22 protein-coding genes are annotated in these 25084 nt (G+C 71.5%); 12 read left to right on the top strand and 10 right to left on the bottom strand.

Going from position 1 to position 25084, the window contains the following annotated elements; genetic code table 11:
* Positions 1-19: 19 nt before the first annotated feature.
* From H4F98_RS04830 to H4F98_RS04810, 5 genes are read left to right on the top strand one after another with little or no spacing between them, the layout of a single operon-like run.
* Positions 20-325, top strand: coding sequence for an ApeI family dehydratase (locus H4F98_RS04830; protein ID WP_182685681.1), 306 nt, complete (start codon positions 20-22; stop codon positions 323-325).
* The gene (locus H4F98_RS04825) at positions 322-1296 is read left to right on the top strand and encodes an LpxL/LpxP family acyltransferase (RefSeq protein ID WP_182685508.1); all 975 of its coding nucleotides are present in this window, start codon (positions 322-324) and stop codon (positions 1294-1296) included. Before H4F98_RS04830 ends, H4F98_RS04825 begins: the two co-directional genes overlap by 4 nt.
* Positions 1247-1960, top strand: a complete 714-nt coding sequence (locus tag H4F98_RS04820) for a LolA-related protein (RefSeq protein ID WP_220479094.1) — start codon at positions 1247-1249, stop codon at positions 1958-1960. Before H4F98_RS04825 ends, H4F98_RS04820 begins: the two co-directional genes overlap by 50 nt.
* A complete protein-coding gene (locus H4F98_RS04815; RefSeq protein WP_182685507.1) occupies positions 1957-4386 on the top strand; it encodes an MMPL family transporter in 2430 nt (809 codons plus the stop codon). The genes H4F98_RS04820 and H4F98_RS04815 overlap by 4 nt, the downstream gene beginning before the upstream one ends.
* Positions 4383-4859 carry a hotdog family protein gene (locus H4F98_RS04810; protein ID WP_182685506.1) on the top strand — a complete coding sequence of 159 codons (477 nt, stop codon included), beginning with the start codon at positions 4383-4385 and terminating at the stop codon, positions 4857-4859. Before H4F98_RS04815 ends, H4F98_RS04810 begins: the two co-directional genes overlap by 4 nt.
* Here the strand turns inward: H4F98_RS04810 and H4F98_RS04805 are convergent.
* A complete protein-coding gene (locus H4F98_RS04805; protein ID WP_182685505.1) occupies positions 4847-5827 on the bottom strand; it encodes a DUF481 domain-containing protein in 981 nt (326 codons plus the stop codon). The two genes, H4F98_RS04810 and H4F98_RS04805, sit on opposite strands and share 13 nt — an antisense overlap.
* Here H4F98_RS04805 and H4F98_RS04800 point away from each other — a divergent pair.
* From H4F98_RS04800 to H4F98_RS04790, 3 genes are all read left to right on the top strand, one after another.
* Positions 5790-6278, top strand: coding sequence for a hypothetical protein (locus tag H4F98_RS04800; protein ID WP_182685504.1), 489 nt, complete (start codon positions 5790-5792; stop codon positions 6276-6278). The genes H4F98_RS04805 and H4F98_RS04800 overlap by 38 nt on opposite strands.
* Positions 6279-6361: 83 nt before the next feature.
* On the top strand, positions 6362-7102 hold the full coding sequence (gene fabG, locus H4F98_RS04795; protein WP_182685503.1) for a 3-oxoacyl-ACP reductase FabG: 741 nt from the start codon (positions 6362-6364) through the stop codon (positions 7100-7102).
* 97 nt (positions 7103-7199) lie between these two features.
* A complete protein-coding gene (locus H4F98_RS04790; protein WP_182685502.1) occupies positions 7200-7688 on the top strand; it encodes a hypothetical protein in 489 nt (162 codons plus the stop codon).
* A 42-nt stretch (positions 7689-7730) separates the two neighbouring features.
* Here the strand turns inward: H4F98_RS04790 and H4F98_RS04785 are convergent, their stop codons facing one another.
* From H4F98_RS04785 to H4F98_RS04755, 7 genes are all read right to left on the bottom strand, one after another.
* Positions 7731-9365: a tryptophan 7-halogenase gene (locus H4F98_RS04785; RefSeq protein ID WP_182685501.1), complete on the bottom strand. Its 1635-nt coding sequence runs from the start codon at positions 9363-9365 to the stop codon at positions 7731-7733.
* Entirely contained in the window at positions 9362-10186 is an 825-nt protein-coding gene (locus H4F98_RS04780; RefSeq protein ID WP_182685500.1) for a glycosyltransferase family 2 protein, read from the bottom strand. The genes H4F98_RS04785 and H4F98_RS04780 overlap by 4 nt, the downstream gene beginning before the upstream one ends.
* Positions 10179-10994, bottom strand: a complete 816-nt coding sequence (locus H4F98_RS04775; protein ID WP_182685499.1) for a beta-ketoacyl synthase chain length factor — start codon at positions 10992-10994, stop codon at positions 10179-10181. The genes H4F98_RS04780 and H4F98_RS04775 overlap by 8 nt, the downstream gene beginning before the upstream one ends.
* The gene (locus tag H4F98_RS04770) at positions 10991-12199 is read right to left on the bottom strand and encodes a beta-ketoacyl-ACP synthase (protein ID WP_182685677.1); all 1209 of its coding nucleotides are present in this window, start codon (positions 12197-12199) and stop codon (positions 10991-10993) included. The genes H4F98_RS04775 and H4F98_RS04770 overlap by 4 nt, the downstream gene beginning before the upstream one ends.
* Before the next feature lie 103 nt (positions 12200-12302).
* Positions 12303-14099: a DUF885 domain-containing protein gene (locus H4F98_RS04765; protein WP_182685498.1), complete on the bottom strand. Its 1797-nt coding sequence runs from the start codon at positions 14097-14099 to the stop codon at positions 12303-12305.
* A 78-nt stretch (positions 14100-14177) separates the two neighbouring features.
* On the bottom strand, positions 14178-16397 hold the full coding sequence (locus tag H4F98_RS04760; RefSeq protein ID WP_182685675.1) for a S9 family peptidase: 2220 nt from the start codon (positions 16395-16397) through the stop codon (positions 14178-14180).
* 99 nt (positions 16398-16496) lie between these two features.
* On the bottom strand, positions 16497-17192 hold the full coding sequence (locus H4F98_RS04755; RefSeq protein ID WP_182685497.1) for a glutathione binding-like protein: 696 nt from the start codon (positions 17190-17192) through the stop codon (positions 16497-16499).
* 149 nt (positions 17193-17341) lie between these two features.
* Here H4F98_RS04755 and H4F98_RS04750 point away from each other — a divergent pair, with 149 nt between their 5' ends.
* Positions 17342-17902: a TIGR00645 family protein gene (locus H4F98_RS04750; protein WP_182685496.1), complete on the top strand. Its 561-nt coding sequence runs from the start codon at positions 17342-17344 to the stop codon at positions 17900-17902.
* A gap of 21 nt (positions 17903-17923) precedes the next feature.
* On the opposite strand, the gene H4F98_RS04745 is transcribed toward H4F98_RS04750, so the two are convergent.
* Positions 17924-18877: a M61 metallopeptidase family protein gene (locus tag H4F98_RS04745; protein WP_182685495.1), complete on the bottom strand. Its 954-nt coding sequence runs from the start codon at positions 18875-18877 to the stop codon at positions 17924-17926.
* Positions 18878-18925: 48 nt separating this feature from the next.
* On the opposite strand from H4F98_RS04745, the gene uvrD reads away from it, so the two are divergent.
* Together uvrD and H4F98_RS04735 are read left to right on the top strand one after the other, a co-directional pair.
* Positions 18926-21103, top strand: a complete 2178-nt coding sequence (uvrD, locus tag H4F98_RS04740) for a DNA helicase II (RefSeq protein ID WP_182685494.1) — start codon at positions 18926-18928, stop codon at positions 21101-21103.
* Between the two features lie 151 nt (positions 21104-21254).
* A complete protein-coding gene (locus H4F98_RS04735) occupies positions 21255-21647 on the top strand; it encodes an HU family DNA-binding protein (RefSeq protein ID WP_182685493.1) in 393 nt (130 codons plus the stop codon).
* 137 nt (positions 21648-21784) lie between these two features.
* Here the strand turns inward: H4F98_RS04735 and H4F98_RS04730 are convergent, their stop codons facing one another.
* On the bottom strand, positions 21785-22075 hold the full coding sequence (locus H4F98_RS04730; RefSeq protein ID WP_141517939.1) for a DUF2782 domain-containing protein: 291 nt from the start codon (positions 22073-22075) through the stop codon (positions 21785-21787).
* Positions 22076-22241: 166 nt separating this feature from the next.
* Here H4F98_RS04730 and polA point away from each other — a divergent pair, with 166 nt between their 5' ends.
* Positions 22242-25025: a DNA polymerase I gene (polA, locus tag H4F98_RS04725; protein WP_182685492.1), complete on the top strand. Its 2784-nt coding sequence runs from the start codon at positions 22242-22244 to the stop codon at positions 25023-25025.
* The last annotated feature ends 59 nt before the right edge of the window (positions 25026-25084 follow it).

Here is a 25084-nt window from a genome sequence, read left to right as displayed (position 1 = left end):
CCCGATGCCCACCTCCGCCATGCAGTTCTCCGTACCGCCCGACCACCCCTGCCTGCCCGGTCACTTCCCGGGGCATCCGCTGGTGCCCGGCGTGCTGATCCTCGACCACGTCGTCGAGGCCGCCGAGGCGGCGGGCGCGCCGGTCGATACCGCCTGGGCGTGGCCGCAACTCAAGTTCCTGCAGCCGTTGCTGCCGGGCGAGCAGGCGCGCATCGAGCTGGAGCGGCTGGACGACGGCCCCGCCGCCGCGGGCCGCTGGCGCTTCCGCGTCCATCGCGGCGACGCGCTGCTCGCCAGCGGCGAACTCAGGGCCGGCCGCGCATGAGCGTTACCCATCCCGTCGGCGGCGAGCGCGGCGGCGACTGGACCCGTCGCCCGGAAGGCGGCGGGCGCTTCGCGATCTGGCTGATCCAGGTCATCGCGCGCCGCCTCGGCCGCGCGCCGGCCCGCGCGCTGCTGTACCCGATCACCCTGTATTTCCTGGTCATGCGCGGACCGGAGCGTCGCGCGTCGCGCGCCTACCTGGGCCGGGTGCTGGGGCGACCGGCGGGGCTGCTGGACGTCGCCCGGCACATCCACACCTTCGCCTCGACCATCCTCGACCGCGTGTTCCTGCTCGGCGGGCGGATGGACAGCTTCGACATCCGCACCCACGGGCTGGACGCGCTGCACGAGGTGCTCGACCGCGGGCGCGGCGTCCTGCTGTTCGGCTCCCACCTGGGCAGTTTCGACGGCCTGCGCGCCCTGGCCACCCAGCGTCCCAACGTGCCGGTGCGGGTGGTGCTCGACAAGCAGCACAACCCCGCGATCACCCAGCTGCTCGATGCTCTCAACCCCACCCTGGCGCGCAACATCATCGATGCCGCGCAGGACGGCCCCTCGATCGTGCTGGCCATCCAGCAGGCCGCCGCGGAGGGCGCGATCGTGGCCATCCTCGCCGACCGCGCGCGACCGGGCGAGCCGACGGTATCGGTGCCGTTCATCGATGCCCCCGCACCGTTTCCCACGGCGCCGTGGCTGATCGCCGCGGTGCTCGAACTGCCGGTGGTGCTGGCGTTCGGCCTCTATCGCGGCGGTCGCCACTACGACCTGGTGTTCGAAGCCTTCAGCGAAGGCCTGTCGGCGTCGCGGCGGCAGCGGGCCGAAGCCTTGCCGGCGTGGATCGCCCGCTATGCCCAGCGCCTGGAGCAGCACGCCCGCGAAGCGCCCTACAACTGGTTCAACTTCTATGATTTCTGGCAAGCCGATGACGCGAAATCCGCTTCGAACGCACCGCCCGGGCCACCGGCTCGCTAGCGCGGCCCTGCTCGCACTGGCCGCCTGCGCGGCCGTGCTTCCGCTGGGCGCGGCCGAGCGCGTGGACGCCCCGGCCGACGTGGACTGGGTGCTGGCGCGGATCGTGCGGCCGGCCCCGGCGCGCACGCCGTTCCTCGAACTCCGGGGATCCGCGCTGCTCAAGGCGCCCTTGCGCATCACCGGCGAGTATCGCCGCCCCGACGGCGACACCCTGGTGCGCGAGGTGCAGGCCCCGTACCGGGAGACCACCACCATCGCCGGGGGTGAGATCGTGATCGAACGCGAAGGCCGCGGGCCAAGGCGGTTCTCGATGTCGCGCGCCCCCGAGCTGGCCGGCCTGCAGTCCGGCTTCGGCGCCCTGCTGGGCGGCGACCGCCTGGAACTGGAACGGCACTACCGGGTCACCGTCGACGGCAGCCGCCGGCAATGGACGCTGCACCTGGTGCCGCGCGACGCCGCCGTGGCCGCACGCCTGAGCGACGTGCGCCTGCGCGGACGCGGTGCCGAGCTGCGCTGCATCGAGAGCCGGCCCGTCGGCGGCGATCCCCAGCGCACCCTGCTGGCCGGCGCGGTCGTGGACGCGCAGGACATCGACGACGGCGCCGCGCTGCGCGCGCTGTGCGACGGTGCGCCCGCCCCGGGCACGGACGCCGCGGCGCGATGACCCTGGCCCGACGCCTCGGCCTGGCCGTGTTGTGGCTGGCCGTGCTGGGCCTCGCCGGGGCCTGGATCGCGCGCCACCTCGAGGTCAGCGGCGACCTGCGCCACTTCATGCCGACCGCGCGCACGCCTTCGCAGAAGCTGCTGATCGAGGAACTGGGCGAGGGCCCCGGCGCGCGCCTGTTGCTGGTCGCGCTGTCGGGCGACGCACCCGGTGAGCTGGCGCGACAGTCGCTGGCCATGCGCGATGCGCTGGACGGCGACCCGCGCTTCAGCGTGGTCGCCAACGGCCACGACGGTGGCCTGGACGCGATCCCGCCGGCGCTCCGGCCGTACCGGTACCTGCTGTCGCCCACCGTCGATGGCCAGCGCTTCGACCGGGCCTGGCTGCAGGAAGAACTCGACCAGCGCGTGCAGGACCTCGGATCGCCCGCGGCAGCCCAGCTGGAGGCGCTGTTGCCGCGCGACCCGACGCTGGAAACCCTGCGCCTGGCCGAGGCCTGGACCCCGGCCACCGCACCCGAGCTGTGGCACGGCGTCTGGTTCACGCCCGCACCGGCCGCGGAACCCGTCGAGGCCACGCACGAGGCCACGCACGCCGTGCCCGCGAGCGACCCGGCACCGGCCGCCGCTGCACCGCCGCGCCGTGGCGCCGGCGACCGCGAGGCCCTCATGCTGCTGGAAACCCGGGCCGCGGGTTTCGACCCGCAGGGCCAGCAGGCGGCACTGGCGGCGGTCCGCACCGCCTTCGATGCCGTGCGTGGCGAGAGTCCGGCGCGCCTGAGCATCACCGGCCCGGGCGCGTTCTCGGTCGAGATCGGCGAGCGCACGCGCCGCGAGGCCACCCTCTTCGGCACCCTGGGGGGCATCGGCTTCGGCCTGATGCTGCTGGTCGCGTATCGGCGCTGGCAGGTGCCCTTGCAGGCCGCGTTGCCGGTGGCCACCGCGGGCCTGGCCGGCCTGGCCGCGGTCGCCCTGGTCTTCAGCGAGCAGGTGCACGGCATCACCCTGGCCTTCGGCTTCACCCTGATCGGCATCGCCGCCGACTACCCGATCCACCTGCTCAGCCACCAGCGGCCCGGTCGCAGCGCCTACGACAGCGCACGGATCATCTGGAAGACGTTGGCCACCGGCGTCGCCTCGACCTGCCTGGCCTACCTGACCTTCTTCGTCTCCGGTGTCGACGGGCTGCGCCAGCTGGCGGTGTTCACCGTCGCCGGCCTGGCGACCGCCGCATTGAGCACCCGCTTCCTGCTCCCGGCGGTGCTCGATCCGGTGCCGCGCGACGTCGCCGACCTGCCGCTCATGCATGCCCTGCTGCAACGCGTCGAGCGCCTGCCGCGCCTGAACTCGACGCTTTCGCTCGGCCTGGCCGGCATCGCCGCCGCCGTGGTCGTCTTCGTGCCCGGTGCGTTCTGGGAAAACGACCTCGCGCGCCTGACGCCGGTGCCCGAGGCCGCGCTCGCGCGCGACCTGCAGCTGCGCCATGCGCTGGGCGCGCCGGACGTGCGCTACATGATCGCGGTCGAGGGCGCGGACGCCGACGCGGTGCTGGCGCATACCGAGAGGATGCGCCCGGCCCTGGACGCGTTGCGCGCGCAGGGTGCGGTCGCCGACTACGACATGGCGGCGCGCTACCTGCCCAGCCTCGACACCCAGCGCGCGCGCCAGGCGCGCCTGCCGACCCGCGAGGCGCTGCAGGCCGAACTCGACGCCGCGGTCGCCGGCACGCCGTTCCGCCCCGATGCCTTCAGCGGGTTCGTCGACGACGTGGAGACGGCACGCACGGCCCGGCCGCTGGCGCCCGGCGACATCGCCGGCACGCCGCTGGAGACCCGGATCGGCGGACTGCTGCTGCAGTCGCCCGGCCGCGCCACGGCCCTGGTCACCCTGACCGGCCTGGTCGATCCGACCGCGGTGGCGCACGTGGCCAGGGCGGAGGGCGCGGCCCTGCTCGACCTCAAGCGCGCGTCCGAATCGCTGGTCGCCGAATACCGCGAACGCGTGCTGTGGGCACTTGGCCTGGCCGTGGTGCTGCTGGCGCTGGGCGTCGGCGTGGTCCTGCGCCATGCGCGCCGGACCATGCGGGTGATGGCGCCGATGCTGTTGAGTACCGTGCTGGTGGTCGCCGTGCTGCGGCTGGCCGGGGTCGAGTTGAACCTGTTCCACCTGGTCGCGCTGATGCTGGCTGCCGGCCTGGGCCTGGACTACGCGCTGTTCTTCGACCATGCCGGCCACGAGCCCGCCGAGCAGCGACGTACCCTGCACGCGCTGATCGTCTGCGCGATCTCCACCCTGCTGGTGTTCGCTCTGCTGGGCCTGTCCTCGATCCCGGTGCTGCGCGCGATCGGCAGCACGGTGGCGCTGGGCGTGCTGTTCAACCTCAGCCTGGCGGTGCTGGTCACGCGCCGGCGCGAGGGCATGGCATGAGTCCGCACGCGCCACGCCTGGATCGCGCAGGCATCCTCGCGCGGGTGCCGCACCAGGGCACGATGTGCCTGTGGGACGCGGTGGTGGACTGGGACGCCACGTCGATCCGCCTGCACGCGGACAACCATCGCGACGCTGCGCATCCGCTCCGCCGCCGCGGCCGCCTGGCCGCCGTGCACCTGTGCGAGTACGGCGCGCAGGCGATGGCGGTGCACGGTGGACTGCTCGGCGACGGCGAGGATGCACCCCCGCGCGCGGGCATGCTGGTCGCCCTGCGTGCGGTGCGCCTGCACGTGGCCCGCGTCGATGCGCTTCCCGGCCCGCTGGAGGGGGCGGCGACCTTGCTGGCGGCCGGGCCGTCCAGCCAGCAATACGCCTTCGAGATCCGCCACGCCGGCGAGCTGATCGCCGAAGGGCGGGCCATGGTGGCCTTCGCCGCGCCGGTCGACGCGACCCTCGCTCAGAACTTGTAGCCCAGCGAGCTGCTCAGCGACCAGTCGTTCTGTTCGGCGTCGTCGTTCGGCGGCTGGTTGTCCTGGCTGCGGATGTAGCTGAGCTCCAAGTAGAGGTCCTTGACCAGCTCGTAGCGCGCCTTCAGCGAGAGTTCGCTGCGCACCCGGCCGCTCACCGTCAGGCTGGGGAACAGCGTCACCTGGCCCGACAGGTCGACGTCGGGATTCTCGAAGTGGAAGAACTCGTACCGCGCCTGCAGCATGGCTTCCACGTTCTCCTGCCGCTGTTCGCCCTCGAACGCCTCGCTGGTGAAGACCAGACCGCCGAGGGTGGAGAACGCGCGGTTGGAAGACTGCAACCAGTAGCGACCCAGGCCCGCGCCGATCAGGCTGCGCAGGTTGAGGTCGAGTTCGTCGTTGGTCGTCAGGCCGGCGGTGGACGCCCAGTACCAGCGCTCGCTGCGGAACCAGCGGTGGATGCCATTGAGGTCCTGGCGCTCGGACACCGGATTGTTGGCCGACTCCGTGCGCGCCGCCTCGTAGGTCACCGTCCAGCTGCGCCGCGGCGCCTTGTAGGTCATGTCCGCCGATACCGTGACCTGCCGGTCCTCGTTGGCCGACGCCGCGCTCAGGCCCAGGCTGGCATGGCCGTCGATGTGGTCGAGCCAGCTGCCTTCGGAGATCGGCGTGATCCGCACGATGCTTTCCATCTGCAACGGTGCCTGCGTGTCGGCACTGTCCTCGGCGCCGAGCACGACGCTGCCCTCGGCCGCCGGGTCGGTGGCATGCCCGTAGCTGCGGTTGCCGTCGGTCTGCTCGACCTCGAGGTACTGCGCGGTCTCGATGCGGGCGACATGCGGCCACTCGATCGACAGCGTGCCCATGCCATCGGTCTTGAAGCGCAGGATGCCGCGGTCCAGGCCCTTGATCTCGCCGGTGATGCGATCGCCGTTGCGCAGCACCACCACGTCGGTCTTCGGCGCGCCCATTGCCGGCGTGCAGGCGATGGAAAGCGCCAGCGCGATGCCGGCAAGGGGCGCCCCGCGGCTCAACTGGCTGGAGAGGACCAACAAACCCTATGTCGACGGAATGGCGGTCGATGCCTGGGTGGACGTGTATCGCCTGCAGCCCACGTCCGCGGTCTTCGCGCCCTGGGTGGAGAGCGAAGGCGAGGAGGGCCAGGTGACGCTCATGTTCACCGATCCCCCGTCCATCCGCCAGGTGGCCAATGCCCAGCGCACTCTGGATTTCTGGATCGTGGTGCTGGACGGCATCGACGGCGAGGGCGGCGGTGGCGATGCCTGGGGGCTGTTCCAGGCACGGCAGACCCTGCGCTGCGATGCCCACGGCGCCATCGTCGAGCAGGTCTTCGTGATCACCGGCGACCAGGCCGGCAGCGACAGCGACCCGCCGTACCCGCCGGGCTGGCGCCCGTACTGAGCGCGGGCCCGCGCTTGCACGCGCGGGCCCGATGGCGACAATCGGTGCATCGCCGGCCGCGCCCGGCCTGCACCGAGCCGTCCATGCCCGATACCGACCGACCGACCCGCCGCGCCCTCGTCACCGGCGGCAGCGGCGACCTCGGCGACGCGATCTGCCGTCGCCTCGCCGCGGACGGATGCGATGTCATCGTCCACGCCAACCGCAACCTCGATGCCGCGAGCGCGACCGTCGCCGCGATCCGCGAAGCGGGCGGGCAGGCCCGGGCCGTGGCCTTCGACGTCGCCGACGCCGACGCGTCGGGCCAGGCGATCGAGTCGCTGCTCGCGGACGGCCCCATCCAGGTCGTGGTCAACAATGCCGGCATCCACGACGACGCACCGATGGCCGGCATGGGCCAGGCGCAATGGAAGCGCGTGATCGACGTGTCCCTGCACGGCTTCTTCCATGTCACCCAACCGCTGCTGTTGCCGATGGCGCGCACGCGCTGGGGCCGGGTGGTCAGCGTCTCGTCCGTCGCCGCGGTGCTCGGCAACCGCGGGCAGACCAACTACGCCGCCGCCAAGTCGGCCCTGCATGGCGCGACCCGCTCGCTGGCGCGCGAGATGGCCAGCCGTGGCATTACCGCCAACGTGGTGGCCCCGGGGGTCATCGAGGGGCGGATGGCGCAGTCGGCGTTCCCGCCCGAGGCGATCCGGCAGATGGTGCCGGCCGGGCGCGCGGGACGCCCCGGCGAGGTCGCCGAGCTGGTGGGCTTCCTGTGCTCGGACGCCGCCGCGTACATCAACGGGCAGGTCATCGGGATCAACGGCGGCATGGGGTGATCCGATGGCGACGGGGTTCAGGCAGCGCCGACGCCAGCAGGCGCATACTGTCGCCATCTCGATCGAAAGCGGAAGGAGGCCTGCGATGGTCCGGGCAATGCTTGCAATGGGAATGGCGCTGCTGCTGGCGTCCTGCGCCACGTCGTCGATGCTGGTGGGGCAACCGCGGCCGCCGATCGATCCGTCCCAGGTGCGGATCTACAACGCGCCACCGCCGGGCGGCTTCGAGGAGATCGCGGTGATCGAGACCGCCAGCGGCCCGGTCACCTATGGCGAGCAGAACAAGCTCAATGCCGTGCTGCAGAACCTGCGCGAGGAAGCGGCCAAGGTCGGCGCGAACGGCGTGCTGCTGCAGGGCACGGCCAACGGCTACGGCGGCACCAGTGTCGGCGTTGGCGCCGGTGGCGGCAGCTACCGCGGCAGTGGTTTCAGCAGCGGCGGCATCGGCGTGAGCATCAGCCCGCGCACCAAGTACGCGACCGGGACCGCGATCTACGTGCCCAACCCGCCGCCGGAGAACTGGCAGCCGATGCTGCCGGGTTCGACCGAGCCGGCCGTCGCGCCGGAGCCCGGCGACGGCGGCTGACCGTCGCGGGATCCCGTCCGGCCCCACGCATGCCGCCGACCCTCAGGCCAGGGCGTACCAGGCGTCGTCGAGCTGTCGGGCGGGTGCGCTGCCCGGCGTCGACGTGGATTCCCCAAGGCCGTGGTCGTCGATCCCGGGGTGGACCTGCCGCGCGCGCGCCAGCACCTCTGCGGCCAAGGCCTGCATGCGGTCGCCATTGGCCGCGACGCGGTCGACGAAGGCCGCCTCGTCGAGCGGGTCGTTGAGCGCGCCGTTCATGTCCCGGAACCAGTCGATGCGGTACTGGTCGAGGAAGCGTCCCGGCGCCGGATCGCCGACGCCGTTTCGCGCATTGGCCTCGCCCCAGTCGTGCAGCAGCGCCTGCACGGCGCGGTTCAGTTCGCTCGCCTGCTGCATGCGCGGGCGGATCCGCCCCAGGCAGTCGGGATCGGCCAGGCGCTCGCCGAACATCAGCGGCGCCAGCATCGCCCAGTAGAAGGTGTAGTCCCAGATCAGCTTCACCGGCAGCACCTGGGCGTCGCCGAGCAGGCCGTACTGCCCGCGGTAGATCGGCAGCATGTTGTCGTAGAACGACTGGAACACCCGCTCGTAGAGCGCGGCGTGCGCCGCGATCGAGGCGCCGCCCAGGTCCCGCTCGACGAGGGCGGTGATGTAGGTGTTGGCGATCGCGATGAAGTCGCTGCCCGGCGAATAGAAGGGATCCAGGAACGGGCCCGCTTCCCCGGTCAGCGCCCAGCGATCGGCCGAGAACACCTGCCGGCAGCCGTGCGAGTAGCCGCGCAGGAAGGCGAAGTCCTGGACCGCGTGCGACGGTGCGTCCAGTGCACGCGCCAGCCGCGGCTGGTGTTCGTGCAGCCATGCCATCGCCTTGGCGTGGCTGTTCATCGTCGCCAGCGGATGGGTGGCGGCATCGCAGACGATGCCCAGCGAATGCGAGCCCGAGGCCAGCGGGATCATCCAGGCCCAGTAGCCTGGGCCGCAGAGGTGGTTGGTCGAGCGCCAGCGGTCGGGCGGATCGCAGCGCCCGCGCCAGGCCGCGTCGCCCGACCAATCGTTGGGGTCGAGGTGGCCGTCCACGCGCCACCACACGGCATTGGCGTCGTGGCCGTTGTCGACCGTCAGGTCGAACTTGCGGCGCAACAGGCCGGCGCGCCCAGCGGCATCGACCAGCCAGCGCGCATCGAGCGATCGCGCCTCGCCCTCGCAGGTGTAGTCCAAGCGGTGGGACGCGCCGCCGTGGCCCATGTCCAGGCGGCGCACCGTGCAGCCCGTGCGCAGGTCGATGCCTTCGGCGCGCGCGCGTTCGGCGAGCATGTTCTCGAAGCGGCCCCGGTCGATCTGCCAGGACGGCGTGGGCAGCAGCTGGCTGACGCCCAGCTCGGTGCAGGCGTCGATGTCGTCGCGGCCGTCGCTGAAAAAGAAGCGGAATCCGAACTTGCGAAGCTGCGCGGCGTCGAGGTGGGGCTGCAGGCCCAGCACCCGGGCGAAATAGTGCGCGCCGATCTCGACGGTGGACTCGCCTACCTTGAAGGCGGCCTCGGGCGCGGGGTGGCTGCGGCGTTCAAGCACGACGATGCGCGCCGATGGCACGGCCTGGCGCAGCTGAAGGGCCAGGCACAGGCCAGCGAGGCCTCCGCCGACGATGGCGACATCGGTCCCGGGCGCGGTTTCGCTCATCGCGGCGAAGACCCGGCCGGATCCAGGCGGACGCCGTTGAACTCGCCGTCCGGGTCGTCGATGCGCGGCGGGTGGGCGCGGGTGCGGCGGTATTCCTCGACCACGTTGCCGTAACGCCAGACCTGGGCGACCACGTGCGAGGTGATGCGGTAGAGGTCGCGCAGCGGGCGGAAGTGGCTGGGCCGGAAACCGGGGCACGTGGCCGCGCTGTGCGGGCCGGGTCCATAGCGCGATTCAACCGGCACCGATACCACGCCACTGCCCAGGCGCCGCGCCGCGGAGATCAGGATCTGCGCCTCGAACACGAAGTCCTCGCCCGGCACCGCATCCAGTGCGCAGACCGCGGCGGGGTAGTAGCGCTGGCCGCTCTGGCTGTCCGCGATCCGGTAGCCGCAACCCCAGGCGATGCCCCAGTCGCCGAACTCGTTGGCCAGCCGGCGATAGCCGGGCTGGCAGGCGCGCTTGCGCAGCCGGGCGCCGATCACGATCGCGCCGGGGTTGCGGTCCGCGGCGGCGAGCAGCCGTGGGATGTCGGCGGCGTCGTGCTGGCCGTCGCCGTCCATGCTGAGCACGCCGTCCAGGCCCAGGCGCAGGGCCTCGGCGAAGCCGGTGCGCAGCGCAGCGCCCTTGCCCATGCGCCGTGGGTGCCGCAACAGGGTTACCGGCAGGTCTTCGATGCGGGCGACGGTGTCGTCGTCGGAACCGTCGTCGACGACGATCACGTGGGGGCAATGCGCGAGCGCGGCTTCGACCACGCCGCGGATGCGCAGGGCCTCGTTGAGCGCCGGTACGAGGACGGCAACGCGCCGGGCGTCAGGCATCGATCGACTCCATCGCGGTCGCGCCGGTACGCAGCGCGATGGCCAGCCGCTGGCCGCCGCCCGCGTCGAGCATGACGCGCGAAGGGGCGCCGGCGGCGAGCGCCTCGAAGAACGGCAGCATCGGCGCCATCGCGTTCGCCGAGGCGTGCGCATGCAGGCGTCCGCCCCCGACCGTCGCCGGGCCTGCTTCCAGGGTCACCTGCAGCACCGGCCCGGTCTCGCGGCTCTCGTGGGCGAGCACCAGCCCGGCGCCGAGCAGGCCCTGGCTGCGCGCATGCTCGCCCAGCGGGCCGATGGCGCTGCCGTCGTAGGCCACCAGCAGCACGGAATCCTCGCCGCTGGCCAGCTGCACCATCGCTTCCAGCAGGCCCTGGGCGAAACTCGCCTGCATGGCGCTGATCGCCGTGGCCGGCTGCATGGCGCCGGTGCCGATGGTCCAGTAGCCCGCGGCGGCGTTGTGCACGGAGTTGTGGAAGCGCGTCGGCGAGAGCGCGCGGGGCGTGCTCGCCAGGGTGCTGCAGGTGTAATCGGTGATGCCGAGCTCGCCATGGGTGGAGGTGAACACCGACGGCAGGGTGGCGGGGTCGCGACCGGCCGCGGTGCAGGCGGCGAGGCCGACCTCCAGCGCGATCGCCACGGTCTGCGGCGCGCGCCGGCGCTCGTTCGGCGCGAGCAGTTGCGGCGAGGGACGCGCGGGCGCCGATTCGGGCAGCGTGCCCTCCAGGCAGAAGCGGCGGGCGGCGTCCCAGGAGGGGAGTCCGTCGGTCCAGAAGCCGATGCCTTCGATGCGGGCGGAGAACGTGCTCATGCGCGGCCGAACACGAGCGAGGCGTTGTTGCCGCCGAAACCGAAGGAGTTGTTCATCGCGAAGCGGATGGGCCGGTCCACGTTGTCGAAGCGGATCTGCGGGCCGCAGGCGGGGTCGTGCCGGTCGCTGTTGAGGATGCCCGGCAGGTGGCCGGTCTCAAGCGCGAGCAGGGCGATCACCGACTCGACGATGCCGGCCGCGCCCAGGGTGTGGCCGGTCCAGCCCTTGGTCGAACTGGCGTGCAGGGTGTCGGGGAACAATGCGGCCACCGCGGCCGCTTCGATGGCGTCGTTGGCCGGGGTCGCGGTGCCGTGCAGGTTCAGGTACTCCACCTCGCCGGCCTCGATGCCGGCCCGCGCCATCGCGTCGGACATCGCCAGGCGGGCGCCCAGGCCTTCGGGATGCGGTGCGGACATGTGGTGGGCGTCGCTGGATTCGCCGTAGCCGCGCAGCTGCAGGCCACCTTCGCCTGCCGACGCGCGTTCGAGCAGCGCATAGCCGCCGGCTTCGCCGAGCGACAGGCCGACGCGGCGGACGTCGAAGGGCCGGCAGGGTTCGGGCGACACCAGTTGCAGGGCGTTGAAGCCGAACAGCACGCTGCCGCACAGGGTGTCGACGCCGCCAACGAGTGCGGCGTCGGCCACGCCGGCGTGGATCAGGCGCGCGGCCTGCGCGAACACCTTCGCGCTCGAGGAGCAGGCCGTCGCCACGGTCACGCAGGGGCCGGCGATGCCGGTCGCGTCCTGCAGGAAGGCGCCGAGCGAGTGCGGGGTATGGATCTCGTCGCGGGCCAGGTCGGCGGGGAAATGCTGAACGCCATCGGCGTCCTCGTCCAGGCGCGCGTAGGCCTCTTCGCTGGCGCCGATGCTGGAGGTGGAGGTCCCCACCACCAGACCGACGCGTGCGGCGCCATGGCGAGCGATCGCGGCCTCGACGGCGGCGGCCATCCCGTCCTGCTGCAGGGCCAGCCAGGCGAGGCGGTTGTTGCGGCACTCCCAGCGCGCCAGGTGCCCGGGCAGCGGGGAGGTCTCCAGGCCGTCGACGCGCCCGATCCAGCAGTCCAGCGGCGCTTCGCCGGCCGCGGTGGTCGGGAAATCATTGGGTCGCAAGCCGCTGCGGCGTTCGGCAAGGGCCTGGGCCTGCGCCGCGCGCCCGCGGCCAAGCGCGGTGGTGGCGGTGTGGGCGCGGATGGCCAGCGGTTCGATGGGACGGGGCAGGGTTCGCAAAGGACGGCAATGGGCGGACGACAGGCCCCGAGTATAGCCAGAGCCCGGGACCGACCGGCGGCCGGTCCCGGCTTCGCTCCGTTCAGCGTTCGCGCTGGGCGGGGATGAACACCTCGTTCACCGCCTGCGCCAGCAGGTCCGGCGGCAGCAGGCCCTGGTCGAGCAGGAAGTTGTTGAACGCCAGGCGGTCGAAACGGTCGCCCAGGGCGAGCTCGGTGGCCATGCGCAGCTCCAGGATGCGGCTGTACCCGTAGAAGTACGCGCCGGCCTGTCCGGGGGCGTTGAAGGTGTAGCGGTCGAGCTCCTGCTTGGTCATCGCCTCGGACATGCCGACCTTCTCGCGCAGCACGCGGCCCGCGCTGTCGCGGTCGGTCAGGCCCAGGTTGAGCATCGGGTCGAGGATCGCGCGGGCGGCGCGAAGCAGGCGGAACTGCAGGGCGATCAGCTGGCCGTCGACGGGCTCGTACGGGACCATTTCGGCCTCCGCGTACAGGGCCCAGCCCTCCACGTTGACCGAGTTGAACGCGAACATGGTGCGGGCCAGCGACACCCCGCGCTCGACCATCGCGGTGAACTGCAGCTCGTGGCCGGGGCGGCCCTCGTGCGCGGACAGGGTCCAGCGCACGGCATCGAAGTTGAAATCGTCGTACCGAAGCGCCTCGCCGTCGGCCTGGGGCACCGCGACCGGCAGCACGAACTGCCCCTGCTGCCCGGTGTTGCCCACCAGCGGCGCGGGCTTGAAATGCGGCGCGGGCTGCGCGGCCGATTCGGCCTCGGAACCCAACCGCATGACCATCGGCCGGTTGGGCACGTCGACGATGCGCGCCTCGCGGATGATGGGGTCGATGCGGTCGATCACCGTACGGTAGCGGGCCTCGAGCGCGTCGTTGGGGATCGTGTCGCGCTTGAGCGCCTGGATCACCTCGACGTAGTCGTTCGGGTCCTTGACCGACAGGCCCTTCTCGGCGACCACGCGCGGCGCCAGCGCCTGCATCGCCGCGCGCGTTTCCATGAACTCGAGCTGGGCACGCTGCACCAGCACCTTCGGGTCGATGTCGATGCCCACCTGCTTGAGCGAGAGCGCGTACAGGGCCGGCGGCAGCACGGTGTCGGTGCGCGCCTCGGGCAGCACGGTGCCGCGCGCCCAGGCGGCGTAGGCGTGCAGCTGGGTGTCCATCGCGTCGAGCGCCTCATTGGCGCCGGCCACCTGGTACTTCGCGAACAGCTTGCGGATGCCGTCCACGTAGGTGTCGACGTTGCCCAGTGCCTGTTCCACCTCGAGCTTCGTCGGACGCAGCAGCGCGGCGTCGCCGGCGCGTTCGGCGTAGCGCGCCATCGCCTGTTCGGTGATCGGCGCGTGCGCGCCGTCCATGCCGACGTAGGCCTTCAGGCGGTCGAGCGCGCGCGCGCGGCGCTCGGGCTGCACCTGGTCGGACAGCAGGCTCTGGATCCCGCTGAAGACGAGCTGGGGCGCGTCGACCCAGGGCAGGGTGAGGCGCTCGTAGGTCTCCGAACTCTCGATGCTGTCGTTGGCCGAGGCGATCAGCAGCTCGAGGTCCTGGCGCACCTGCGGATCGCGCTCGACGGCGAGCTTCGCCTTCAGCGCGTCGCGCGCGCGCGCGGTGGCCTCGCGCCCGCGCTTGCCGGCATCGGGCCCGAAGTCGGACACCTTGTCGTCGTAGCCGGGGATGCCGAGGAAGGAGAAGCTTTCCGGCGAGAACTCCGCCTGCGCCTCGATCAGGATGCCCGCCAGCTCGTTGCTGCGCGCGACCCAGGCGGGGCTGGCGGCCTGCGCGCTCCCGGTCGCCGCCTCCTGGGCGAGCGACGGCAGCGGAACGGCCAGGGCAAGGACGATGGCGAGGACGAGCGGTCTGGTCATGGCGGTTCCCGTTGGCTGGAAAGGAGGCAGCATCACCGACGCGCGGCCCCCGGCCATGCGCCGAAGGTCACGCTCGGCTCAGGGCATGGGCTTCAGGCAGCGCGCGAAGAAGCCCTCGGTGATGCGCAGGCGATGCAGCAGGTCGGCGCCCTTGAGGCCATGCTTGGCCCCCGGGTAGGTCATCAGTTCGAAGGGCTGGCCGCGCTTCTGCAGCGCGCTCATGAGCGCGGTGGAGTTGGAGAACAGCACGTTGTCGTCGGCCATGCCGTGGATCAGCAGCAGCGGCGAGGCCAGGCCGTCGATGTGCTCGACCACGCGCGCCTCGCGGTAGCCGTCCGGATTGGCCGCGGGCAGGTTCATGTAGCGCTCGGTGTAATGGGTGTCGTACAGCGCCCAGTCGGTGACCGGCGCGCCGGCCACGCCACAGGCGTACTGGTCGGATGCCTTGGCCAGCAGCATCAGGGTCATGTAGCCGCCGTTCGACCAGCCGTACACGCCGATGTGCGCGCCGTCGACCCAGGGCTGCGACTTCAGCCATTCCACGCCCTTGAGCTGGTCGGCCACCTCGACGGTGCCCTGGCGGCCGTAGAGCGCGCCCCCGAAGGCTTCGCCCCGGCGCGGCGTGCCGCGGTTGTCCAGCGAGAACACCACGTAGCCATGCTGGGCGAGGTACTGGTTGAAGTCCGGCGCCCAGGCCTGCTTGACGGTCTGCGCGGCCGGGCCGCCATACACGTACACGACCACGGGATAGCGCCGGGACGGGTCGAAGCCGGCCGGCTTGAGCAGGCTGTAGTGCAGCGGGGTCTCGCCGTCGGCGGCGGTGAGGGTGCCGTACTCGATCGGGCGGTGGGCGTCGCGGTAGGGCGCGTAGGGGTGGTCGGCGTCGTCGAGGTCGTTCTCGACCAGGTCGGCGATCGCGCTGCCGTCGTTGCGGAACAGGGTCAGTTGCGGCGGCGTGGCCGGGTTGGACCAGTTGTCGACGTAGACGCTGGCGTTGCGCGCGAAGGTCGCCGAGTGGGTGCCGGCCACCTTCGACAGGCGCTCGATCGCGCCGCCGGCCAGCGGCACGCGATAGACCGCGCTTTCCAGCGGCGACTCCCGGCCGGCCGCGAAGTAGACCTGGCCCGCGGCCTCGTCGACCGCCAGGACGCTGTCGACCGGCCACTCGCCGCGGGTCAGCGCGGTGCTCTTGCCGTCGCCGTCGATCACGTACAGGTGCTCGAAGCCGCTGCGTTCGCTGGACCACAGCAGGCGGCCATCGTCGAGGAAGCGCAGGTTGTCGTGCAACGGCACCCAGGTCCTGGAGGTTTCGGTGACCAGCACCTGCTGGCGGCCGCTGTTGAGGTCGGTCTCGACCAGTTCGAGCGTCTTCTGGTCGCGCGACTGGCGCTGGAAGGTCAGGTGGCGCGCATCGCGCCAGTCCACCCGCGCCAGGTAGATGTCCTCCTCGCTGCCCAGGTCGATCCAGCGCGGGGCGACCCCCGCCTTGGGCGCGATCACCGCCAGCTGCACGCGCACGTTGTCGTCGCCGGCGGCGGGGTAGCGCTGCTCGACCACTTCGGTGCGGTCGGGGTACACCTCGTACCGCTTCTGCACCGGCACCGGCGACTCGTCGATCCGGGCGAAGGCGATGGCCGAGTCGTCGGGCGCCCACCAGTAGCCGGTGTGGCGCGCCATCTCCTCGTCGGCGACGAACTCGGCAACGCCGTTGCCGATCACGTCGCTGCCGTCGCGGGTGAGCTGGGCCGGCCTGCCGGTGGCCAGGTCGATCACCCACAGGTTGCGGTCGCGGATGAAACTCACGAAGCCGCCCTTGGGCGAGAGCTTCGGGTCGGTGGCGAAGCCTTCGCCGTCGGTCAGCTTGCGCACCGCCGCCGCGCCGCTTGCGGCGAGGTCGTACAGATAGAGCTCACCGCCGAGGGGGAACAGCAGCTGCCGGCCGTCCGGCGACCACTGGTAGTCGACGATGCCGCTCAGGCCGGCGATGCGCTGGCGCTCGCGCCGGGCCTTCTCTTCGTCGCTGAGCACTTCCTGCCCTGGCGGCAGCACGTCGTCGGCGTCGACCAGGCGCTCGGTCCGGCCGCTCGCCACGTCGTAGGCCCACAGGTCGAGGCGGTTGCGGTCGTTCGCCTTGCCGCGCAGGAAGGTCACCTTCGAGCCGTCCGGCGCGATCTTCGGCCTGGTCAGGCTGGGCCCGGACAGCGGCGCATCGCCCGCCAGGGCCTCCAGCGTGAGTCCATGCGGCCGGTCGGGCCCGTCCTGGGCGGTGGCGAGGGGAACGGAGGCGGTCAGGGTCATGGCAAGCAGGCAGCGCGCGAGCGTCTTGTTCATGTCGGGTCGATGGGTCGTCTTATACGGGGCGGTCGATGGGCGAGGCGTGACGGGCGGGCGTGGCGATCAGGCGGCGCCGGACGGCGTGCCGAACAGGTTGCGGCGCATCTCCTCGGTCATTTCCCGCTGCACCCGGTGCTGCTCGGCCACGGCATAGGCGCGGACCGTCGCCGGGCGGGCGGCGATCGCCTCGCGCCAGCGGCGCAGGTGGGGCAGGCCCGACAGGTCCATCGGCGCCTTCTCGTACGGATCGATCCACGGATAGCAGGCCATGTCGGCGATGCTGTAGTGGACGCCGGCGACGAACTCGCGGTCGGCCAGGCGCTTGTCGAGCACGCCCAGCAGGCGCGCGGCCTCGCGCGCGTAGCGGTCGCGGGCGTAGGGGATCGGCTCGGGCGCATAGACGTGGAAATGGCCGTACTGGCCGGTCATCGGGCCCAGCCCGGCCATCTGCCAGTTGAGCCACTGGCTCACTTCGATGCGGCCGCGCAGGTCGTCGGCGAAGAAGCGGCCGGTCTTGTTGGCCAGGTACAGCAGGATCGCGCCGGACTCGAACACGCTGATCGGCGGACCGCCGTCGGCGGGCGCGTCGTCGACGATCGCCGGCATCTTGTTGTTGGGGGAGATCGCCAGGAACTCCGGCTTGAACTGGTCGCCCGCGCCGATGTCGACCGGATGGACGCGGTATTCCAGGCCGGCCTCCTCGAGGAACAGGGTGATCTTGTGGCCGTTGGGGGTGGGCCAGTAATGCAGGTCGATCATGCGAGGCACTCCCGGGTCGTGGGGACGGCCAGTGTACGCGCTGGCCCGGGCGCCGGCCGCCACCGCCGCGCGGCGAGCCGCCCCGCCCGGTACTTGAGCGGGCGCGGAGCGCTGGCTACCCTGCGCGATTCCCAACCGAAGCCCATCCCATGTCGACATCGCAGACGCCGCGCCTTGGCCCGTTGCCGTACCTGATCTTCAGCTCGCGCTGGTTGCAGCTGCCCCTGTACCTGGGCCTGATCGTAGCGCAGGGCGTCTACGTGTTCCTTTTCATGAAGGAGCTCTGGCACCTGATCCACGGCGCGGCGAGCTTCAGCGAACAGGACATCATGCTGCTGGTCCTGGGCCTGATCGACGTGGTCATGATCTCCAACCTGCTGGTGATGGTCATCGTCGGCGGCTACGAGACCTTCGTCTCGCGCCTGAACCTGCAGGGCCATCCCGACCAGCCGGAGTGGCTGAGCCACGTCAATGCCAGCGTGCTGAAGGTGAAGCTGGCGATGGCGATCATCGGCATCTCCTCGATCCACCTGCTGAAGACCTTCATCGCCATCGGCAACCTCGGCGGCGAAGGCGCGACCTACACCACCGAAGGCGTGATGTGGCAGACGATCATCCATTGCGTCTTCATCCTGTCGGCGATCGGCATCGCCTACACCGACCGCCTGATGGCCCAGGTCACCAAGCCTGGCAAGGCCGCGGCGCATTGACCTCGCGCGGCGGCGGCTCGCTCAGCGGGCCGCGTCGCTGCCCATGATCGCGGTCCGCGCCTCGCGCCCGGCCGCGTCGAAGCGCAGCGCGTCGCCCTCGCGGCGCAGCCCCAGGGTGGCGTAACTGCCGGCCAGCGCCGGGAAGCTGCGGGCGGCGGCGTGGCGCCGGTACAGGGGCGCGAGCACCGATGTCCCGGCGACGCGGTCGAGCGCCGCGACGAAGGCCGCGGGATCGCGTGGGGGCGCCGTCGCCAGGCAACACGCGGCATGGTCGGCCAGCACCTGGTCCAGGTGCTGGCCGCGCCTGCGCAGGGCGAGGTCGGCTTCCAGCCAGAAGGCGGCGCCGGCCCAGTAGACGCGCATGGTCTCGCCCCGGCCGGCCGATGCCAGCGGACCGTCGACGGTTTCGCGCTCGCCGCGGCGGAAGCCGGCATCCAGCGCACGCCAGGCCTCGCGCGGGGCCATCGTGCCGGCGCGGGCGCGGACCACGTTCTGGTAGTAGCTGGCCAGGCCTTCGGCCAGCCAGCGGCCTTCCCGGCCGAGGTAGGGATGGAACAGGTGCGCGAACTCGTGGGTGGCGGTCCAGTCGGCGCGCAGTTCGGCCAGTCCCGCGTCGCGGCGCACGTAAAGCAGCACGCCGGGCGACGCCCCGCCGCGCTTCGTCTGGCCCCAGGGGACCGGGCTGCGGTCGCGGCTGTCGATCTCCACGATCCGGACCCACGCGCGCTGCAGCGGCCAGCGGCCGAACGTCGCCGGGATGCCCGCGGCGACCTCGTCGACCCAGGCCTGCAGCATCCGTCGCCGCGCAGGCGCGGCTTCGGGCAGCTCGATGCGCAACTCGCCCCCGGGCATGTCCAGGGCGGGCTCTCGCTCGACGGGCGGCGCGTCGCCGGCCCGGGCCGGTCCGGTGCACGCGAGCAGGGCCCACAGGCAGGGCCCGCCGCAAACCCAGGCGCGCGGGCGCGGGCGATTCATGCGGGCGGTCGCAGCGGCGCGTCCATGCCCGCAGCGTACAATGGGCCGATGGATGTTTCCCACCTGCTCGACGGGCTGAACCCGGCCCAGCGCGAGGCCGTCAGCGCGCCCCCCGGCCACTATCTGGTCCTCGCGGGCGCCGGTTCCGGCAAGACCCGCGTCCTCACCCACCGCATCGCCTGGTTGAACGAGGTCTTCGCCGTGCCGACCCACGGCATCCTCGCGGTGACCTTCACCAACAAGGCCGCCGGCGAGATGCGCGCGCGTGTCGATGCGCAACTGGCCCATGGCGCCCGCGGCATGTGGATCGGCACCTTCCACGGTCTCGCCCACCGCCTGCTCCGGCTGCACTGGCAGGAAGCGAAACTGCCCGAGGCCTTCCAGGTGCTCGACTCCGACGACCAGCTGCGCCTGGTCAAGCGCGTGGTCCAGGCGCTGGAACTCGACGACACCCGTTTCCCGCCGCGGCAGATCACCTGGTGGATCAACGCGCAGAAGGACGAAGGCCGCCGCCCGCAACATCTGCAGGGCGGGCAGGACGAGTGGGCCGACGTGATGCGCAAGGTCTACGCGGCCTACCAGGAGCGCTGCGACCGCGCCGGCCTGGTCGACTTCGCCGAACTGCTGTTGCGCGCGCACGAGCTGCTGCGCGACACCCCGGCCCTGCTGGCCCACTACCGCCATCGTTTCCGCCAGATCCTGGTCGACGAGTTCCAGGACACCAACGCCATCCAGTACGCCTTCGTGCGCGTGCTCGCCGGCGAGGAAGGCCAGGTCTTCGTGGTCGGCGACGACGACCAGTCGATCTACGGCTGGCGCGGCGCCAAGGTCGAGAACATGCAGCGCTTCCTGCGCGACTTCGAGGGCGCCGGCACGATCCGCCTTGAGCAGAACTACCGCTCCAGCGCGAACATCCTCGATGCCGCCAACGCCGTGATCGCGCATAACCCCGACCGCCTCGGCAAGAAGCTGTGGACCGACACCGGCAGCGGCGAACCGATCGACCTCTACGCCGCCTACAACGAGATGGACGAGGCGCGCTTCGTGGTCGAGCGGCTCAAGCAGTGGGTGCGCGACGGCGGCAGCCATGGCGACGTCGCGATCCTCTACCGCAGCAACGCGCAGTCGCGCGTGTTCGAGGAAACCCTGCTCGCCGAACAGGTGCCGTACCGGGTCTATGGTGGCCTGCGCTTCTTCGAGCGCGCCGAGATCAAGGACACCCTGGCCTACCTGCGGCTGGTGTCCAACCGCGCCGACGATGCCGCCTTCGAGCGCTCGGTGAACACGCCCACCCGCGGCATCGGCGAGCGCACCCTGGACGAGGTGCGCAAGCGCGCCCGTGCCGACCGCCTGCCCTTGTGGGACGCGGCGCAGCGGATCAGCGTCGAGAGCGGCCTCGCGGCGCGCGCGCGCAACGCGCTGGCGGCCTTCGTGCAGTTGATCGACACGCTGGACGCGGAACTGGCGGACATGCCGCTGCCCGAGAAGGTCGACCACGTGCTGGCGCGCTCGGGCCTGCGCGAGCACTACGCCAACGAGTCGCGCGGGCAGCTCGATTCGCGCACCGACAACCTCGACGAACTGGTCTCGGTGGCGTCGCGCTTCGTGCGCGCCGACGAGGAGGACGCGGCGGCCATGCCCGAACTGGTCGCGTTCCTGAGCTATGCCTCGCTGGAGGCCGGCGAAGGCCAGGCGCAGGCGGGCGAGGACGGCGTGCAGCTGATGACCCTGCACAGCGCGAAGGGCCTGGAGTTCCCGCTGGTGTTCCTGGGCGGACTCGAGGAAGGCCTGTTCCCGAGCAACAAGTCGACCGAGGAATCCGGTCGCCTGGAAGAGGAGCGCCGGCTGGCCTACGTGGGCATCACGCGCGCGCGGCACAAGCTGGTGCTCAGCTATGCCGAGAGCCGGCGCATCCATGGCATGGACATGTTCGGCATGCCCTCGCGCTTCCTGCGCGAGATCCCGCCGGCGCTGCTGCACGAGGTGCGGCCCAAGGTGCAGGTATCGCGGCCCATGGCCTCGGCGCGGCCGCGCCGGGCGATGGGGCACGCCGCGATCGAGGGCCCCTCGATCCCCCTGGGTGCCTCGGTGACCCACCCCAAGTTCGGCAGCGGCACGGTCGTCGACTACGAGGGCAGCGGGGCGCATGCCCGGGTCCAGGTCAACTTCGACGAGGCCGGCAGCAAGTGGCTGGTGCTGGCTTACGCCAACCTGCAGCCGGCCTGAGCCGGGGCTTTTCGGACTTTTTTTCGATTATTGGCCGATTTCAGGCGTTTTTTGCCGCCTGACCGCTTGGCGTGGCGCCGGGCTTGCCCTACATTCCGGTTGCCGGGGGATTCCAGGCATACCCAACACCATTACCCACCAGGGGACACGCATGGCCAAGAAGACTGTTGCAAAGAAAGCCGTAAAGAAAGCCGCGCCGAAGGCGGCCGCCGCCAAGCCGGCCGCGCCGAAGCCGATCAAGGAAGCCCTGACCAAGTCGGGCCTGGTCGCGCACATCGCCGACGCCTCCGGCGTCGCGGCCAAGGACGTGCGTGCCGTGCTGGCATCGCTGGAGAACACCGTCGCCGGTTCGATCAGCAAGAAGGGCGTGGGTTCGTTCACCCTGCCGGGCCTGCTGAAGATCACCTCGGTCAAGGTGCCGGCCAAGCCCAAGCGCAAGGGCATCAACCCCTTCACCAAGGAAGAGCAGGTCTTCGCCGCCAAGCCCGCCACCGTCAAGGTGAAGGTGCGTCCGCTGAAGAAGCTCAAGGACGCCGCGCTCTGATGCGTGCCGAAGGCGCGTAGCGCGCCTTCGCAGCAGCGATCCCGGCGCTTGCCCGGGGCCGCTGTCCCCGGAATGCCGACGCCCTGCGTCGGCATTTCGCGTTGTGGGGGCTCGGCATCGAGCGGCGAGGCTTCGCCTCAGTCCCACTCGAAGAGTTTCCACAGCACGGGCGACACGGTCTCGCCGTTGTCCGGGCGGCCATCGCCGTCGCGGTCTTCCAGGTAGTAGACCGGGCCACGCGCGGGCGTGACCTTGACCACCTGCAGGCGTCCGTTGACCCGGTATTCCTCGATCACGTCGCCGTTGGGCTGTTCGCTGCGGATGACTTCCGGATTGGCCAGGTTGGCGGTGGGGTCGGCGCCGTAGCCGCCGCCGCTGGCGCAGGCGGCAAGGGACAGGGCGAGCAGGGCGGGCAGGGCGATGCGCATGACGTGTCCTTGGGGTCTCGTTGGGCGGGGGCCGGGCGGCACGGGGCCGCGCGCCGATGCGATGGCGCCAGCATACGCCGCCGCGCGCCCACGGGAAGTGACGCTCCCCGCGGACGCGGCACCACACCGGGTCCGGTCGGGCGGACACGGGGCGTAGAATCGCCGCATGACCGACACCACGCCCCGCCTCGTCCTGATCGACGGCTCCAGCTATCTCTATCGCGCGTTCCATGCGCTCCCCCCCTTGAGCAACGACGCCGGCGAGCCGACCGGCGCGCTGTTCGGGGTGGTCAACATGCTGCGCGCCACGCTCAAGGAAAAGCCCGACTACGTCAGTTTCGTGGTCGACGCGCCCGGCAAGACCTTCCGCGACGACCTGTACGCCGACTACAAGGCCCACCGCCCGCCCATGCCCGATGAGCTGCGCGCGCAGGTGCAGCCGATGTGCGACATCGTCGAAGCCCTGGGCATGCCGATCCTGCGCGTGCCCGGCGTCGAGGCCGACGACGTCATCGGCACCCTCGCGCAACAGGCCGCCGCCCGCGGCATCGAGGTCACCATCTCCACCAGCGACAAGGACTTCGCCCAGCTGGTCGGCCCGCACGTCCACCTGGTCAACACCATGAGCGGCAGCCGCATGGACTCCGAGCAGGCGGTGCTCGACAAGTTCGGGGTGCGTCCGGACCAGATCGTCGACTACCTGGCGCTGATGGGCGACGCCGTCGACAACGTCCCGGGTGTCACCAAGTGCGGTCCCAAGACCGCGGCGAAGTGGCTGGGCGAGTACGGCAGCCTCGACGGCGTCATCGAGCACGCGCCGGGCATCAAGGGCAAGATCGGCGAGAACCTGCGCGAAGCGCTCGACCGCCTGCCGCTCAACCGCACCCTGGTGACGATCAAGACCGACGTCGCCCTCGACAGCGCACCCACCGACCTGGGCCTGCGCGCGCCCGATACCGGTGCCCTGCGCACGCTGTACGCGCGCTACGGCTTCAAGCAGGCCCTGCGCGAGCTCGACGGCGGCGATGCAGCGGCCGACGCCCAGGCCAGCGCCGAGGTGGCCGGCATGCGCAACACCGCCGCCGGCCACGCGCGCGGCAGCACGGCGGCGGTCGACGCGCCGGACCCGGCCCTGGCGGCACCCGGCGAGTACGAATGCGTGACCGAACCGGCGCAGCTGGAGGCCTGGCGCGCGAAACTCGAGGCGGCCGATGCCTTCGCCTTCGACTGCGAGACCGATTCGCTCGACCCCATGCGCGCGCGCCTGGTCGGGCTGAGCTTCGCCGTGAGCGCCGGCAGCGCCTGCTACGTGCCGGTCGCGCACGACTACCCCGGCGCGCCCGTCCAGCTGGGGATGGACGTCGTGCTGGATGCGCTGCGGCCGGTGCTGGCCGATGCCGGCACCGGCAAGATCGGCCAGCACGGCAAGTACGACCTGCACGTCCTGCGCCGGCACGGCGTCGACGTCCAGGGCTACGCCGACGACACCATGCTCGAGAGCTTCGTCCTCAACGCCACCGCCACCCGGCACGACATGGACTCGCTGGCCCAGCGCTACCTGGGCTACGAGACCATCAAGTACGCCGATGTCGCCGGCAAGGGCGCCAAGGCGATCCCGTTCTCGCAGGTGGCCCTGGACGATGCCACCCGCTACGCGGCCGAGGACGCGGACGTGACCCTGCGCCTGCACCGGGTGCTCGGCCCCGGGCTGGCGGAGGTGCCGGCGCTCGAGCGGGTCTACCGCGACATCGAGATGCCCCTGGTCCGCGTGCTCGAGCGCATCGAGGCCAATGGCGTGATGATCGATGGCGCCGAACTGCGGCGTCAGTCGGCCGACCTGGGCAAGCGCATGCTCGCCGCCCAGCAGAAGGCCACCGAGCTCGCCGGCCGCAGCTTCAACCTCGACTCGCCCAAGCAACTGGGCGCCCTGCTGTTCGACGAACTGGGGCTGCCGGCCCTGGTGAAGACGCCCAAGGGCCAGCCGAGCACCAACGAGGAAGCGCTGGAGGCCATCGCCGACCAGCACGAGTTGCCGCGCGTGATCCTCGAGTACCGGGGCCTCAACAAGCTGCGCAACACCTATACCGAGAAGCTGCCGGAGATGGTCAACCCCGAGACCGGTCGCGTGCACACCAGCTACCACCAGGCCGGCGCCGCGACCGGGCGCCTGGCGTCCAGCGAACCGAACCTGCAGAACATCCCCATCCGCACCGACGACGGCCGCCGCATCCGCACCGCCTTCGTGGCGCCGCCGGGAAGGCGCATCGTCGCCTGCGACTATTCGCAGATCGAGCTGAGGATCATGGCGCACCTGTCGGGCGACGAAGGCCTGGTGCAGGCCTTCGCCTCCGGCGCGGACATCCACAAGGCGACCGCGGCCGAGGTGTTCGGCAAGGCCATCGACGCGGTCGAGCCCAACGAGCGCCGCGCCGCCAAGGCGATCAACTTCGGCCTGATGTACGGCATGAGCGCGTTCGGCCTGGCCAAGCAGCTCGGCGTCGCCCGCGGCGAGGCCCAGGACTACATCGCCCTGTATTTCGGCCGTTATCCGGGCGTGCGTGATTTCATGGACCGCACCCGCGCCCATGCGCGCGAACAGGGCTACGTGGAAACCGTGTTCGGCCGTCGCCTCTACCTGGAGCACATCGCTGCCCGCAACCAGGGGCTTCGCGCCGGCGCCGAACGCGCGGCGATCAATGCCCCGATGCAGGGCACCGCCGCCGACATCATCAAGCGGGCCATGATCGACATCCATGCGTGGCTGGAGGGGCACGCCGAGCGCGCCCTGATGGTGCTGCAGGTGCACGACGAACTCGTTTTCGAGGTGGACGAGGGTTTCGTCGAGACGCTGCTGGACGAGGTCACGCGCCGCATGTGCCGTGCCGCCGAACTGCGCGTGCCGCTGGTCGTGGACAGTGGGGTGGGCATGAACTGGGAGGAGGCGCATTGAGGCGCCCGGAGGCCCGGTCCTGCCCGTTCAGGATGACCGATGCGGCACAGTACGGGGAC

Origin of the sequence: Marilutibacter spongiae (assembly GCF_014145325.1) — a bacterium.
Lineage (GTDB): Bacteria > Pseudomonadota > Gammaproteobacteria > Xanthomonadales > Xanthomonadaceae > Marilutibacter > Marilutibacter spongiae.
The sequence above is the reverse complement of the archived record's forward strand: the minus strand, read 5'-3'. Positions and strand labels throughout refer to the sequence as shown.